This window comes from Pseudomonas sp. Lz4W, assembly GCF_000346225.2.
Taxonomy (GTDB): Bacteria; Pseudomonadota; Gammaproteobacteria; order Pseudomonadales; family Pseudomonadaceae; genus Aquipseudomonas; species Aquipseudomonas paraversuta.
Genome location: NZ_CP017432.1, coordinates 798,638 through 813,276, shown reverse-complemented (window position 1 = coordinate 813,276; position 14,639 = coordinate 798,638). Strand labels below are relative to the sequence as shown.

Annotated in this window: 13 protein-coding genes; 7 read left to right on the top strand and 6 right to left on the bottom strand. The window is 57.6% G+C overall.

Annotated elements, in window-relative coordinates; translation table 11 throughout:
• The first annotated feature begins 73 nt into the window (after positions 1 to 73).
• On the top strand, positions 74 to 1,237 hold the full coding sequence (locus B195_RS03910) for a 1-acyl-sn-glycerol-3-phosphate acyltransferase (protein ID WP_029612200.1): 1,164 nt from the start codon (positions 74 to 76) through the stop codon (positions 1,235 to 1,237).
• A gap of 137 nt (positions 1,238 to 1,374) precedes the next feature.
• Positions 1,375 to 1,581, top strand: coding sequence for a hypothetical protein (locus tag B195_RS03905; RefSeq protein ID WP_003443751.1), 207 nt, complete (start codon positions 1,375 to 1,377; stop codon positions 1,579 to 1,581).
• Positions 1,582 to 1,640: 59 nt separating this feature from the next.
• Here B195_RS03905 and B195_RS03900 read toward each other — a convergent pair whose 3' ends face one another.
• Positions 1,641 to 2,225: a YajG family lipoprotein gene (locus B195_RS03900; protein WP_003443754.1), complete on the bottom strand. Its 585-nt coding sequence runs from the start codon at positions 2,223 to 2,225 to the stop codon at positions 1,641 to 1,643.
• Positions 2,226 to 2,384: 159 nt separating this feature from the next.
• Here B195_RS03900 and B195_RS03895 point away from each other — a divergent pair, with 159 nt between their 5' ends.
• Complete coding sequence (locus B195_RS03895; protein ID WP_003443757.1) at positions 2,385 to 2,618, top strand: hypothetical protein; 234 nt, start codon at positions 2,385 to 2,387, stop codon at positions 2,616 to 2,618.
• Between the two features lie 736 nt (positions 2,619 to 3,354).
• Positions 3,355 to 4,857: a malate dehydrogenase (quinone) gene (gene mqo / locus B195_RS03890; protein WP_003443760.1), complete on the top strand. Its 1,503-nt coding sequence runs from the start codon at positions 3,355 to 3,357 to the stop codon at positions 4,855 to 4,857.
• Between the two features lie 110 nt (positions 4,858 to 4,967).
• Here the strand turns inward: mqo and B195_RS03885 are convergent, their stop codons facing one another.
• The 5 genes from B195_RS03885 to B195_RS03865 all read right to left on the bottom strand — a co-directional run bounded on the left by B195_RS03885 (position 4,968) and on the right by B195_RS03865 (position 9,557).
• Positions 4,968 to 5,255, bottom strand: coding sequence for a PA4642 family protein (locus B195_RS03885; RefSeq protein WP_003443763.1), 288 nt, complete (start codon positions 5,253 to 5,255; stop codon positions 4,968 to 4,970).
• A 51-nt stretch (positions 5,256 to 5,306) separates the two neighbouring features.
• Positions 5,307 to 5,801: a hypothetical protein gene (locus B195_RS03880; protein ID WP_003443766.1), complete on the bottom strand. Its 495-nt coding sequence runs from the start codon at positions 5,799 to 5,801 to the stop codon at positions 5,307 to 5,309.
• Positions 5,802 to 5,885: 84 nt separating this feature from the next.
• Positions 5,886 to 7,601: an ABC transporter ATP-binding protein/permease gene (locus B195_RS03875; protein ID WP_003443768.1), complete on the bottom strand. Its 1,716-nt coding sequence runs from the start codon at positions 7,599 to 7,601 to the stop codon at positions 5,886 to 5,888.
• Positions 7,602 to 7,741: 140 nt separating this feature from the next.
• A complete protein-coding gene (locus tag B195_RS03870) occupies positions 7,742 to 8,302 on the bottom strand; it encodes a response regulator transcription factor (protein ID WP_003443770.1) in 561 nt (186 codons plus the stop codon).
• Entirely contained in the window at positions 8,295 to 9,557 is a 1,263-nt protein-coding gene (locus B195_RS03865) for an ATP-binding protein (RefSeq protein WP_003443771.1), read from the bottom strand. Before B195_RS03865 ends, B195_RS03870 begins: the two co-directional genes overlap by 8 nt.
• 312 nt (positions 9,558 to 9,869) lie before the next feature.
• Between B195_RS03865 and B195_RS03860 the strand changes: the two genes are divergently transcribed.
• From B195_RS03860 to B195_RS03850, 3 genes are all read left to right on the top strand, one after another.
• Entirely contained in the window at positions 9,870 to 10,586 is a 717-nt protein-coding gene (locus tag B195_RS03860; RefSeq protein ID WP_003443772.1) for an SIMPL domain-containing protein, read from the top strand.
• 416 nt (positions 10,587 to 11,002) lie between these two features.
• A complete protein-coding gene (locus tag B195_RS03855; protein WP_003443773.1) occupies positions 11,003 to 12,628 on the top strand; it encodes an ABC transporter substrate-binding protein in 1,626 nt (541 codons plus the stop codon).
• A gap of 295 nt (positions 12,629 to 12,923) precedes the next feature.
• Positions 12,924 to 14,522, top strand: a complete 1,599-nt coding sequence (locus tag B195_RS03850; protein WP_003443782.1) for an ABC transporter substrate-binding protein — start codon at positions 12,924 to 12,926, stop codon at positions 14,520 to 14,522.
• Positions 14,523 to 14,639: the final 117 nt, after the last annotated feature.

Genomic DNA, 14,639 nt, shown 5'->3' with positions numbered 1-14,639 from the left:
CGTCTATTTGCAGGGCTATTATTTTTGTCCTGCCCTGTGTACTAACCCTAGCCGTTTCCAACAAGAGAGCATGATGGGCGAATTCGATACCATCCGACCTTACGACGACGCAGAAGTCCCAGCAGTGCTGGCCCGGCTGCTCGGCGACAAGGCGTTTCTAGATATCCTGACCCACTTTCGCTTTCCGCGCCTGGCCGGCGCTTTCGGCTGGTTGTTAAAACCCCTTATAGCGCATCGTCTGCGTAAAGAGTTCGCCAGCGTTACTTCTGTCGCCACCTTACAGGACAAGGTCGAAGTCTATGTCGACCGCACCATCGAAAACGCAACCGACGGTGTAACCTACACCGGCGTCGAGCAGTTGAAGGCCGGCAATGCCTATCTGTTTCTGGCCAACCACCGCGATATCGTGATGGACCCGGCCTTCGTCAACTACGCGGTTTATCACGCTGGCCTGCCAACACCGCGGATCGCCATTGGCGACAACCTGCTGCAAAAACCCTTTGTCAGCGATCTGATGCGCCTCAACAAGAGCTTCATCGTGCATCGCTCGATCACCGGCCGCCGTGAAAAGCTGGCGGCGTATCAGTTGCTGTCGGCCTATATCAACCATTCGATTCGCAACGACTGCCAGTCGATCTGGATTGCACAGGCTGAAGGCCGCGCCAAGGACGGTGATGACCGTACTGATTCGGCGATTCTGAAAATGTTCCATATGAGCCGTAAAAACGAGCCGTTTGCCGAGGTTATTCAGTCACTGAACCTGACTCCGGTGTCCATCAGCTACGAATACGACCCCTGTGACCAGGCCAAGGCTCGCGAGCTGTACATACGCGCCACCACGGGCACTTACAGCAAGGCTGCGGGCGAAGACGACACCAGCATTGCCAACGGCATTACCGGCTACAAGGGCCGTGTGCACGTTAACTTTTCGACACCTGTCAGCGAGCCATTCGAGGACAGCAAATTGCTGGCCAGCGAAATGGACCGGCACATTCTGAGCGGCTATCGCCTGTTCCCGGCGCACTACCTGGCGTACGCACAATGGAGTGATGCCGACCCGCAACTGCAGGTTCCACTGGCTGCGCAAGTGTTCCCTGCCGAAGAACTGGCCAAGGCCCAGGAAGAATGGCAACGCCGCCTGGACGCCTGCCCTGTCGAACACCGGCCGTATCTGGTGTTGCAGTATGCAATGCCGGTGCGTAACCAGTATCGGGTCAAGGCCGGCCTGCCTCTGTAACCCCTTCTCTGCTGCAGGCGCGGGCTCGCGAGATTTCAAGAGCTCGCGCCTGCAGGCACAGGGTAATTTCAGCTGTCACCGTATCGTCATGTAGAGAGGTCACTCTATGGCCCCTCGACACCGACACGGAGCTTGTCATGCTGCACGCAGAAAACCAGGACCGCCTCTACCTCATCACTCCCAGCGATGAACAGCAGGCGTTGATCGAAGGTCTGGCATTCAACGTCCAGGATCACCATTGGCTGGTCTATTGCGCACTCAGCGGCCACACCCATGCCGACTTGCCCGAGCTGGACCTGCTGACCGGCGTCAGCCGGCTTGAACTGTATGCCGAAGCCGCCTGAAACCTTTGCCCATAAAAAAGCCCGAACTCACAGAGTCCGGGCTTTTTGTCTTACTGGCATTACTCGCCGAGCAAACGACCAATAGCCGGGTCTTTAAACACTCGGGTCAGGGCATCACTCAGTACGTCACTCACCAGTTTGGTGTTGGTTTCCTGGTTCGGTGCCATGCCAAAGCGCTGGTCCAGCGACGCGCCGTAACGGCCACTATAGGTACGGCCGCCGTTTTTCACATCAGAGCGAAAGGTTGCGCCGATGGTCGCTTCGGTCACGTACATGGTGTCCTTGGGCGACTGATATTTCAGTTCGGCCAGGGTCACGGTCAGGGTTGGCGCATTCATCGCATTGGACGTCGGCGTGTAGCCCAACAGACGCACAGCCGCTTCGGCCTGGGCTTGCAGCTTGGGGATCAGATCTGCGCTGCTGACGCTGATCGCGCTGGTCTCCGGATACATGCCGCCACGGGTGCCCAGAGTCGGCCCCGGACGACCGTCCACCACACGCACCACCACCGGTTGACCACGTCCCACTGGCGCCAGTTGCGCGGTCAGCTTGGGTTGCGGGCTGAGTTGTTGCGGGCTGTGGGCACAGCCGACCAGGGTCAAACTGGTCACAGTAATCAAACCGAACAACAGGCGTTGCAACATGCTCATCTCTCCAGGACTGGGTAAAACAGGCCGCCAGTATAGCGGTGCACTGCACTTGCTAACTAGCCGCTTGCTGTCACCCCCTTGTCATGACCGATACATGGGGCTGTCACCTCATGCCGGTAGTGTTTGCGTTACTGACTCCCGAGGTGCCCGCCCATGAACAGTCTATGGTCGCTGCTCAGCTTTACCCGCCCCCGTCGCTGCTTCGCCCGACTGGACAGCGCAGGCCGCTGCCAGGCATTCAAGCAATGCAAACAACCGCCCGTCGGCGATGCCTGGGTCGAAATCGAAGAAATCCGCCTCAACTGGTTACACCAGGTACTACCCGCCAGCGCCCGTATCCCCTCGCGTGCAACGCGTTCGGCGGTGCTACCGCTGTTAGGTCTTTGACTGGCGAACCAATAAAAGTCATTTAACAGGATCAATTGCCCGCGTTTCTTCGTTACAATCTCCCCCCGATTATAAGGACGTCTCCTGATCGGGCCTCGCAGCACCGCTAATGCGCTTGTATTAGCTCCCCGGCACCGCCCACAGAGAGTCGCCCACACAGATCATGTGAAGCTGGCGAGCTTGCTGTTCACTGCGCAAACCACCGCCTTTACTCGATCTGCCAGAGCTGCCATTGGCCAGGCCACTGCTTTTTTCCCGTTATGCCGTTTGCGGCATGCCATTCACGGGTCAGGTACCAGGCTTGCGGCAGCCCTTTTTTGAGGTTCACGTCTTCAAAAGAGCGTGAAAAAAAAACGGGTTTCACAACTTCACAAGAGTGTGGCGAGCAAATGAAAAGTTTTGCGTCTGAACATGCACCATTAGCGTCTGAAACAGTCTCACCAAGCAGGACAGTCGCGGGCTACTGCGCACACGACTGAAAGCCTGTCCGCTTACGGATTTGGTTGCACAAACGGACGCTCTAGACCTTAAGTCGAATTGCCTCACGGGTACTGAAATGCGTTCATATGAACCCTGAAGGCCCTGGTCTGAGCGTGCGCTGAAGCTGCAAGAAATTGCGAATAATCGGACATGGCGATCCTGGCCATGAGTGACCCGGGGCCCTGACTCAAACATGCCCCGGGTGACCTGGCAGCTATGCCGTCAATTTGGTGCCGTAGATTTTGGAGACGCGTTAATGGCGCATAACGAAGCAGTCGACGTAGTACTGGTTGGAGCGGGCATCATGAGTGCCACCCTCGCCGTACTGCTCAAAGAGCTCGACCCCGGCCTCAAGCTGGAAGTTGTTGAGCAGATGGACTCGGGTGCCGCGGAAAGTTCCAACCCGTGGAACAACGCAGGCACCGGTCACGCTGGCCTTTGTGAATTGAACTACACGCCGCAGGCGGCAGATGGTTCGATCGATATCAAAAAGGCTGTGCATATCAATGCCCAGTTCGAGGTATCGAAGCAGTTTTGGGCCTATCTGGCGCAAAAAGGGACCTTCGGCTCCTGCAAATCCTTTATTAGCCCGGTGCCTCACCTGAGCTATGTCGAAGGCGAAAAAGGCGTGTCCTTCCTGAAAAAACGCTTTGAAGTGCTGAGCCGGCACCACGCGTTTTCAGACATGGAATACACCGAAGACAAAGGCAAAATGGCCGAATGGATGCCGTTGATGATGCAGGGCCGCCCTGCGGACCAGGCCATCTCGGCGACCCGCGTGATGCAGGGTACCGACGTCAACTTCGGGGCCCTGACCCAGCAACTGCTCAAACACCTGGGCAGCGCACCGGACACGCAGATCAAGTACAGCAAAAAGGTCACCGGCCTCAAGCGCAACGGCAGCGGCTGGACGGTGAGCATCAAGGACACCAATAGCGGCACTACCCGGCACATCGATGCCAAGTTCGTATTCCTGGGCGCTGGTGGCGCGGCATTGCCGTTGCTGCAGGCTTCAGGCATCGAAGAGAGCAAAGGCTACGGTGGCTTCCCGGTAAGTGGCCAGTGGTTGCGTTGCGATAACCCTGAAGTGGTCAAACTGCACCAGGCCAAGGTTTACAGCCAGGCGGCAGTGGGCTCGCCACCGATGTCAGTACCGCACCTGGACACCCGGGTGGTGGATGGCAAGAAATCGTTGCTGTTCGGACCCTATGCCGGCTTCACCACCAAGTTCCTCAAACACGGTTCATTCCTTGATCTGCCGATGTCGATTCGTCCGGGCAACATCGGGCCAATGCTCGCTGTGGCACGGGACAACATGGACCTGACCAAATACCTGGTCAGCGAAGTGCGTCAGTCGATGGAACAACGCCTGGACTCCCTGCGTCGCTTCTACCCGCAGGCCAAAGCCGAAGACTGGCGTCTTGAAGTGGCCGGACAACGGGTACAGATCATCAAGAAAGACCCGAAAAAAGGTGGCGTGCTGCAGTTCGGCACCGAACTGGTTGCAGCAAGGGACGGCTCGCTGGCCGCTCTGCTGGGCGCGTCTCCAGGTGCTTCGGTAACTGTCTCGATCATGCTCGACCTGATCGAACGTTGCTTCCCTCAAAAGGCTGCTGGCGAATGGGCGACCAAGCTCAAGGAAATTTTCCCGGCCCGGGAGAAGGTCCTCGAAACCGATGCTCAGCTGTACCGTGAAGTCAGCACCCGCAACTCCGAGTTGCTGGAACTGGTTGAACCGACCACCACCAGCATCGCGTAACCTCTGCGCCTGAAAAAAAGCCCGTCCCCTTTTGGGGGACGGGCTTTTTTGTTGCTTCGACAATGCTGCACCCTGGTCGCCGCCTCGTACCTCGTCAGCGGCGCGTCTGGTTAACCGCGGGCGTTGTCGATGAGCTCGATGTAATCGGCAGCGTGGCGCTGATCCTTGATGATTTCGACGAACGTCTGGCCCTGTTCATCCTTGCCATCCAGGTCATACCCGGCTTCCTTGAAGAAGGTCAGGAAACGCTCGAAATCGTCGATGCGCAGACCACGATAGGCTTTGATCAGTTTGTGCAGCGACGGCGAAGTGGCGTCCACGGGCTCGAAGTCCAGGAACAATTTGATCTGCTCATCGCCGATCTCGTCACCAATCAACTGTTTCTTATCTTTACGCATGTCCGACTCCAGCCTGCTGATACTTCACGGGGCCCGCAGTTTACCCAAGGCTCAACGCGCGCGCACGCTGCCGGTGTGCAAGTCGGCCCAAACATGGCCATTGGCGTAGGTCAAAAACTGACAGTAGACCGTGTCGTTGCGCAGCAGATCCATCACCACCCGGTATTGGGACTGCGGATAGGAAAGGCTCAAGGTCCGGGTTTTACTGTCAAACACAGGCTTTTTCAGGCTTTTGCTTTCGCCATCGAACGATATCAGCACCTGGCGCACGGTCGCCCCCTGACTCATCGGCTTGCCCTTCAATCGCACCGACAAGGGAGACGTTACGGGAATCGGCTGCTGATTGGACTGGCGCTGACTGCCCAGCACCACGGAATACGAGGTCACCAGCATCAACTGCTGTTGCTCGGGCTGTCCGGCCCGCAGCTGAAGATCATCGGCAGGCAAGAACTGCCCATGCAGGGGCGGTGTAGCGGCGGGTGCCGCCACCAGAGGCAGGCTGGCCAGCATCAGGCTCAGAGCAGCACAGCGAAGTAAAAGACTCATGTCGGGCTCCAGAACGCAGGGAGCCGCACTCTAGCATGCGGGCTGCGGGCATCGGGAGACCCTCGCAGCCTCCCGCCCGCCTCCCTAGCGGGCAATCAACTGCCCGTCCTGAATCCGCACATGCCGTGGATGGAAGCGCGTCAGACTACTGCGATGCCCCACACTGACAATGCTCAGCCCCGGCAACTGATCAATCAGGGCTTGATACAGCATGGCCTCATCTTCCTCATCCATCGCCGAGGTCGACTCGTCCATATACAGCCACTGCGGGCGATACAGCAGCACACGGGCAAAGGCCAGCCGCTGTTGCTCGCCCCCGGAAAGCAGGCGCTGCCAGTGGTTGGGCTCATCCAGCTTGGGAATCAGATGCTCCAGGCGACAGGTACGCAACACTTGCTCATAACGCTCGGACGGATAGCTGTCGCCGGTCTGTGGATAACTCAATGCGTCACGCAAAGTGCCTATGGGCAAATAAGGTTTCTGCGGCAAAAACAGCCCGCGCTCCTCTGGCAGGCGAATAGCCCCGCCGCCTTGCGGCCAGAGGCCTCCCATTGCCCGCAGCAAGGTACTTTTACCGCTGCCGGAACGACCACTGAGCATCAATCGTTCCCCCGGCGCCACTTGCAGGCTGGCCTCATGCAGCAAATGCCGGCCATCGGCCAGGTCCAGGCTCAGATCATCAATCTTCAAGGCATGCCCCCGGGTCTCGAGGTCAATCGCCGGCGGACGCTGTTCGTTGTCGGTCATGGCCTGCCGGAAACTCAGCAGACGGTCGCAGGTGGCGCGCCATGCGGCCAGGGTGACGTAGGCATCGATAAACCAGCTGAAGTTCTCTTGTACGTTGCCAAAGGCCGAGTTGATTTGCATCAGCTCGCCCAGCTCGATCTTGCCGGCGAAGTACCGCGGTGCCGCAACGATAAACGGAAAAATAATGGCGATTTGCGAGTAGCCCGCGGTGAAGAACGTCAGGCGTTTTTGCACCTTCATCTGGGTCCAGAAGTTTTTCCAGACCTTGTCGAAGCGGGTGCTGAGGCGCTCATGTTCATTGGGTTCGCCGTTGTACAGAGCAATACTTTCGGCGTTTTCACGTACCCGGACCATCGAGAAACGCAGGTCAGCTTCAAAGCGTTGCTGTTGGTTGTTCAGACCGATCAGACGTCGACCGATCAAGTGCGCCAGCCAACTGCCGACAGCGGCATACAGCAACGCACACCAGAACATGTAACCGGGAATAGTGATGCCGAAGACTTCGATGCTGCCGGAAACGCCCCACAAAATAATCGAGAACGAAACCAGACTGACCACGGTGCGGATCAAGCCCAGTCCCAGGGTCAGGGTGCTGTCGGTGAACGAGTTGAGGTCTTCACTGATACGTTGGTCAGGGTTGTCGGTATAACCGCCCTGCTCCAGCTGGTAATAATTTTTGTGGGCGAGCCAGCGTGAAAAATGCTGCTCGGTCAGCCAGCGTCGCCAGCGGATAGTCAGCATCTGGGTCAGATACAGCCGGTACACCGCACCGACAATCCCCACCGCAGCGATGATCCCGAAGTAACCGATCAGGCTCCAGAACGCCTCGCCGTCCTTTTTCTCCAGCGCGTTATAGAAGTCCTTGTACCAGTGGTTGATCCACACCGAGATGCCCACGCTGACCAACGACAGGGCAATCACCGCGATCAACAACAGCCAGGCCTTGGCCCGCTCTTCACTGCGCCAGTAGGGTGTTATGAGGCCCCAGACCCGAGGTATGAAATCTCCACGCACAGCATCATTCACCACAGAAGCCTCAGCGTTCTGATTCATCGTTCAGCCTCGGTTGGAGTAAAGAGCACTCTGCAGGCCGGTCAGGACAACCGGCCTGTAACGCCATGACACGTTTCGATACAGATTAGGGGCTGCAGCCATTTGGTTGCAAGCCGCAACACCATGGCTACAGCTGCGGTTCAGCGTCGAACCGGACGCTTCTGCAATTTGCGCTGCAACGTGCGGCGGTGCATGCCCAGGGCGCGGGCCGTAGCGGAGATATTGCCTTCATGCTCACCCAGAACGCGCTGGATGTGTTCCCACTGCAAGCGGTCAACCGACATCGGATTGTCCGGCACCAGGGTTTCAAGGTCGGCATGCTGGGAGAGCAAGGCTGCCAGCACATCGTCAGCATCGGCCGGCTTGCACAGATAATTGCAGGCGCCGCGCTTGATCGCCTCGACAGCAGTGGCGATGCTCGAATAACCGGTGAGGATCACCACCCGCATTTCCGGGTCAAGTTCGAGCAGCTTGGGCAGCAATACCAACCCCGAGTCACCCTCCATTTTCAGATCCAGCGCAGCATAATCAGGCAGGTCCTGCTGTGCCAGGATCAGGCCTTCTTCAGCCGACCCTGCGGTGCTGACGCGAAATCCGCGGCGGCCCATGGCCCGTGCCATGACGCGGGTAAATGTGGCGTCGTCATCCACCAGCAGCAAATGTGGCAGCTCTTCGCCTTCGACCTGGATTTCTTCACTCATTTTCGTTTCCTCGGGCGACACGTGGCAGGCGCAGCTCGGTGAGCGTGCCGCCATCCTCGTGACTGTAGAGTTTTACCGAGCCGCCGGCGCGTGTCACGCTGGCTTTGCTCAAGAATAGGCCCAGGCCGAAACCTTTGCCCTTGGTGGTAAAAAAAGGTTTGCCGATTTGCTCGGCGATGGCCAACGGTACACCCGGACCGTGGTCGCGAATACTGATCGTCAAATCCACGGCATCCCAGTCCAGGCAAACCTCCAGCCCTTCAGGGCAGGCATCCGCTGCATTGTTCAACAAGTTGAGCAATGCCTGGGTCAGATCGGGGGGCGGTGCCATACGCGGAACCGGCGCGTGTCCCAGGCATTGAAAACGATAGGTCGCTTCCGGGCGCATCAAGTGCCAGCGATTCAAGGCTTCGTTCAGCCAGTCGGTAACATCCTGCTCTTCAATGGCCAGGCGGCGATTGGCTTCGGCGGCACGTACCAACTGCTGCAACGTCTCTTTGCATAATTTGACCTGGTCCTGCAGCACGCTCAGATCATCCTGCAGCTCCGGATCGAGGTGATCGCGGCGCATCTCTTTGATCAGCACGCTCATGGTCGACAAGGGCGTCCCCAACTCATGGGCCGCACCTGCCGCCTGGGTGGCGACCGCAAGCAATTGCTGGTCGCGCAAACCTTCTTCACGGCGCAGGGCGCGCAGTTCTTCCTGACGGCGCAGCTCATGGGCCATTTTCGTGGCAAAAAAAGTGATCACTGCCGCTGATAACGCAAAGCTCAGCCACATGCCGTAAATCTGCAGCTTTTCGCGGAAGAAGGCGCCCGCATCCAGCGGGTAGGACTGCATCATCAATAGGGTGTACAGCGCCAGGGCGATGCCGGAGAGCACCACGGAAAAACGCCAGGGCAGCGTCACTGCGGCAATGGTCAGGGGCACCAGATAGTACGAGACAAACGGATTGGTCGAGCCGCCCGAGAAATACAGCAATGCACTGTGGATAAACAGGTCGCACGCCAGTTGCAACGCGTACTCCAGTTCAGTCACCGGCCATGTGGTACGCAGCCGGATAGCGGTAAACGCACACAACAGCATGGAAAACCCGAGGGTCACACTCAGCTGGAACCAGGGCAGCGGCAGCAGATCGAATGCGTAGGCAATACCGACGGAACCTGCCTGCGCGGCCAGCACCAGAGTGCGGATAAGGGTAAGACGCCAGAGGTTTTGGCGTGTTTCTGACAATAACTGTACGGGGGCGAGCATGAGCTCTCCTGATGAGCGCTGCAGGCGAATCGCCGGGAGTATAACCAAGCAGGCGACCTGACAGACAGAAGTGCGGCAAACGGCCACAGTGTATTTGTCAGAAAACAGGCTAACAGCCCCTCAACCCGCAGGAGCGAGCTTGCTCGCGAGCCTGGATCCAGCAGCGAAGAACTCGCGAGCAAGCTCGCTCCTGCATACGGCTGGAAGATGTATTGAAAATGTAACTGGGCGAACTGATGGCCACTCTCTACAGTCTTAAGGATCTGACGCAGCTGGCACGACTGGACTGCGTTCCCCACCCCAGGAGCCTTTATGTCTACTTTCCAGCCCACCGCTGCCCTTTTGACCCTGAGCCTCGGCGCACTTGCCAGCTTGCCAGCCCTGGCTGAAGAGGTTCATTACAATCAGGTTTCCTTGCGTGCCGAAGCCAGTCAGGAAGTGCCGCGCGACTTGATGATCGTGACCCTGTACACCGAAGCCCAGAACACCGACTCGGCCAAGCTGGCCGCAGAAATCACCACCGCGATGAACAAGGCCATTGGCGAGGCCAAGCAAGTCAAGGCCGTGACCCTGCGCCAGGGCAATCGCAGCAGCTACCCCATCTATGACAACAAGACCCAGAAGATCACCGGCTGGCGCGAGCGCGCCGAGCTACGCCTGGAGAGTACAGATTTTGCCGTACTGTCCAAGCTCACCGGCGATCTGATGCAAACCCTGAAAATGGGCAACATGCAGTTCACCGTCGCCAACGCCACCCGCAAAACCAGTGAAGACGCATTGCTCAAGGATGCCGTCAACGCATTCAAGGCCCGTGCTCAACTGGCCACCGACGCACTGGGCGGCAAGGGTTACAAGATCGTCAACCTGAACCTCAACACCAACGGTTATCCGCAACCCTACATGCGCAGCGCGATGATGATGAAAGCCGCCGCACCGGCGATGGACTCCGCACCGACTCCCGATGTCGAAGCCGGCACCAGCGAAGTCAGCATGAGCGCCGATGGCGTGATTGAAGTCCAGATGCAATAAGTCCCCGACGCGACACCAAAAGCCCTTGCCGTGCTCACGCCGCAAGGGCTTTTGCGTTTTCAGAAGCCGCACCTGAAACATTCGGATGAACAATCGGATAAATCCTACATCCCCAATCAGCACTGGCTGACATCTTTTCCCGACTGAAATCCAGATAAGTAACAGCCCGCTCCATACCAGTGCAGAGCAGCACCCGAAATGTCGCATACGTGTAACTAAATGAGTCGAAAAACGCCACGCAAACGATCAAATGCGCCAGAAGTTATACATAAGCGACATTCTTGTACGATCGTTCCACGTTTTATCAGTTCGTTGGCCTACGCATATTGCATTGGGTATGGGCTGTGCATAAGTATCGCCGGGTCGACTCACAAGGTCGCCCTCAAACCAAAAATGACAAAAATCATGAGGTCACCATGTTCAAACACGCGGTCATTCCGTTTCTAGTGGGCGCCAGCCTGCTCGCCAGTGCACCTTTCGCCCAGGCGGCGACCAATCTGGTGTTTTGCTCCGAAGGCAGCCCGGCCGGTTTTGACCCGGGTCAGTACACCACTGGTACTGACTTCGATGCATCAGCAGAAACCATCTATAACCGCCTGAGCCAGTTCGAACGTGGAGGCACCAACGTTGAGCCCGGTCTGGCCACCAGCTGGGACATTTCGCCGGACAACCTGACCTACACCTTCCACCTGCGCGATGGGGTCAAGTTTCACACCACCCCTTATTTCAAGCCTACGCGCGATTTCAACGCCGATGACGTGCTCTTCACCTTCAACCGCATGCTCGATAAAGACATGCCGTTCCGTAAGGCCTACCCCACCGAATTCCCTTATTTCACCGACATGGGCATGGATAAAAACATCGCCAAGGTGGAAAAAATCGATGACAAGACCGTCAAGTTCACGCTGAACACGGTTGATGCTGCGTTTATCCAGAACATGGCGATGCACTTTGCATCCATAGGCTCTGCCGAGTACGCCGACAAACTGCTCAAGGAAGGCAAGCCTTCCGATATCAATCAAAAGCCGATCGGCACCGGGCCTTTTGTATTCAAGAGCTACCAGAAAGACTCCAACATCCGCTACACCGGCAACAAGGATTACTGGAAGCCTGAAGACGTCAAAATCGACAACCTGATCTTCGCCATCACCACTGACCCGTCAGTGCGCATCCAGAAGCTGAAAAAGAACGAATGCCAGGTCACCATTTACCCGCGCCCGGCTGACCTCGCGGCACTTAAAGCCGACAAAGACCTGCAGATGCCCGAAAAGCCTGGGTTCAACGTCGGCTATATCGCTTACAACGTCATGGACAAGATCAAGGGCAGCAACGAACCCAACCCGATGGCCCTGCTCAAGGTGCGACAGGCACTGGACATGGCGGTAAACAAACAGCAAATCATTGATTCGGTATATCAGGGGGCGGGGCAATTGGCGGTTAACGGAATGCCGCCCACCCAGTGGTCTTATGACGACACGATCAAGGACGCGCCCTACAACCCTGAGAAAGCCAAAGAGCTGCTCAAGGAAGCAGGCATCAAGGAGGGCACCGAAATCACCCTGTGGGCCATGCCGGTTCAACGCCCCTACAACCCCAACGCCAAGCTGATGGCTGAAATGCTGCAGTCGGACTGGAGCAAGATTGGCATCAAGGCCAAGATCATGACCTACGAATGGGGCGAGTACATCAAGCGTTCCAAGGGCGGTGAAAACGGTGCGATGCTGATTGGCTGGAGCGGCGACAACGGTGACCCGGACAACTGGCTCGGTACGCTGTTCGGTTGCGATGCCATTGAAGGCAACAACTTCTCCAAGTGGTGCAATCCAGAGTTCGACAAGCTGATCAAGACTGCCAAGGCCACCACCGACGTGGCTGAGCGCACCAAGCTGTACAAACAGGCGCAGCACCTTCTCAAAGAGCAGGTTCCGATGACACCTATCGCCCACTCGACGGTGTATCAACCGATGCGCAGCACCGTCCAGGACTTCAAAATCAGCCCCCTTGGCCTGACGTCCTTCTACGGCGTAGGCATCAGCAAATAAAAGCACTGGCGAGTGCGGCCTGAATGGCGCACTCGCTTGCCTGCCAGAACAACGGAAATCCCCCTCATCTTGAAGCTGCTGCGTACTGACGCAGAGGCTATAGGACGTCGAGACGTTTCCTACGTGATTGTCAGGCCTGGCGCATTTACGGCTGCACGCCGACGTCCTAACGTCGAGGTACAGCAAGTTTATTGCGCAGGGTGCGGCTCTCTGGCTGATGCTACCGAACCACTGAACAGCCCAGCCCACGGCGCGCGTTCAGGGACCAAAAACAAAAAAAAGGATTGGGAACGCCATGCGCAACCCACTGGTTTTATCTGTGCTATTGAGCGCCGGCGTACTTGCCGGCAGCCCGCTCGCGAACGCCGCCAACAGCCTGGTGTTCTGCTCCGAAGGCAGCCCGGCCGGTTTTGATACTGCGCAATACACCACCGCCACCGACAACGACGCGGCCGAACCCATTTACAACCGCCTGGCCGAATTTGAAAAAGGCGGCACTGCTGCCGGTCCGGCGCTGGCCACCCGCTGGGATATTTCCGAAGACGGCCTGACCTACACCTTCCATCTGCGCGACGGGGTCAAGTTTCACACCACCAAATGGTTCACCCCGACCCGTGATTTCAATGCCGATGACGTGCTGTTCACCTTCAACCGCATGCTCAGCGCCGACCATCCCTTCCGTAAGGCCTACCCGACCGAATTCCCGTATTTCACCGGGATGAGCCTGGACAAGAACATCGCCAGCGTCGAAAAGACCGACCCGATGACCGTGGTCATGAAACTCAACTCGGTGGACGCGGCGTTCATCCAGAACCTGGCCATGAGCTTTGCCTCGATCCTGTCGGCCGAATACGCCGACCAGTTGCTCAAGACCGGCAAGCCCAGCGACATCAACCAGAAACCTGTGGGCACCGGGCCGTACGTATTTCAGCGCTATCAAAAAGACTCGAACATTCGCTACGCGGCCAACAAGGATTACTGGAAGCCGGACCAGGTCAAACTCGACAACCTGATTTTCTCGATCAACGTCGACGCGTCTGCGCGCATGCAAAAACTGCGTAAAAACGAATGTCAGGTTTCCCTTAGCCCGCGCCCTGCGGACGTGGCAGCCCTCAAGGCCGACCCCAAGCTGCAAGTCATCGAAAAGCCGGGCTTCAACCTGGGCTACATCGCCTACAACGTGCAACACAAACCCTTCGACCAACTGCAAGTGCGTCAGGCGCTGGACATGGCGGTCAACAAGGACGCCATCCTCAAGGCGGTTTACCAGGGCGCCGGGCAAAAAGCGGTCAACGCCATGCCGCCAACGCAGTGGTCCTATGACGAAACCATTGTCGACGCACCTTATAACCCCGAAAAAGCCAAAGAGCTGCTGAAGGCCGCAGGCGTCAAGGAAGGCACCGAAATCACCCTGTGGGCCATGCCCGTACAGCGCCCGTACAACCCGAACGCCAAACTCATGGCTGAAATGCTGCAGTCGGACTGGGGCAAGATCGGGCTCAAGGTCAAGATCGTCAGCTATGAATGGGGCGAGTACATCAAGCGCACCAAAAATGGCGAGCATGACATCAGTCTGATTGGCTGGACCGGTGACAACGGTGACCCGGACAACTGGCTCGGCACCCTGTACAGCTGCGATGCGATCGGCGGCAACAACTACTCCATGTGGTGCAACAAGGAGTACGACACCCTGGTCAAGAACGCCAAGATCGTTACCGATCGCGACCAGCGCACAGTGCTCTACAAACAGGCCCAGCAATTGATCAAGCAACAGGTGCCGATGACTCCGATAGCGCACTCGACGGTCAACCAGCCGCTCAGCGCCAAGGTGGAAGGCTTCCAGGTCAGCCCGTTTGGTCGTAACGCCTTCTCCGGCGTGAGCCTCAACGACTAACTGCTCCGATTCGCTACAACCTCGGCAGGCCACCTCCAGTGGCCCGCTGAAGTGTCGCCGATCGTGCGCAGCGCAAACGTTTGCAATGCTTCAAAACGTTCCACAACAGCCGATTCA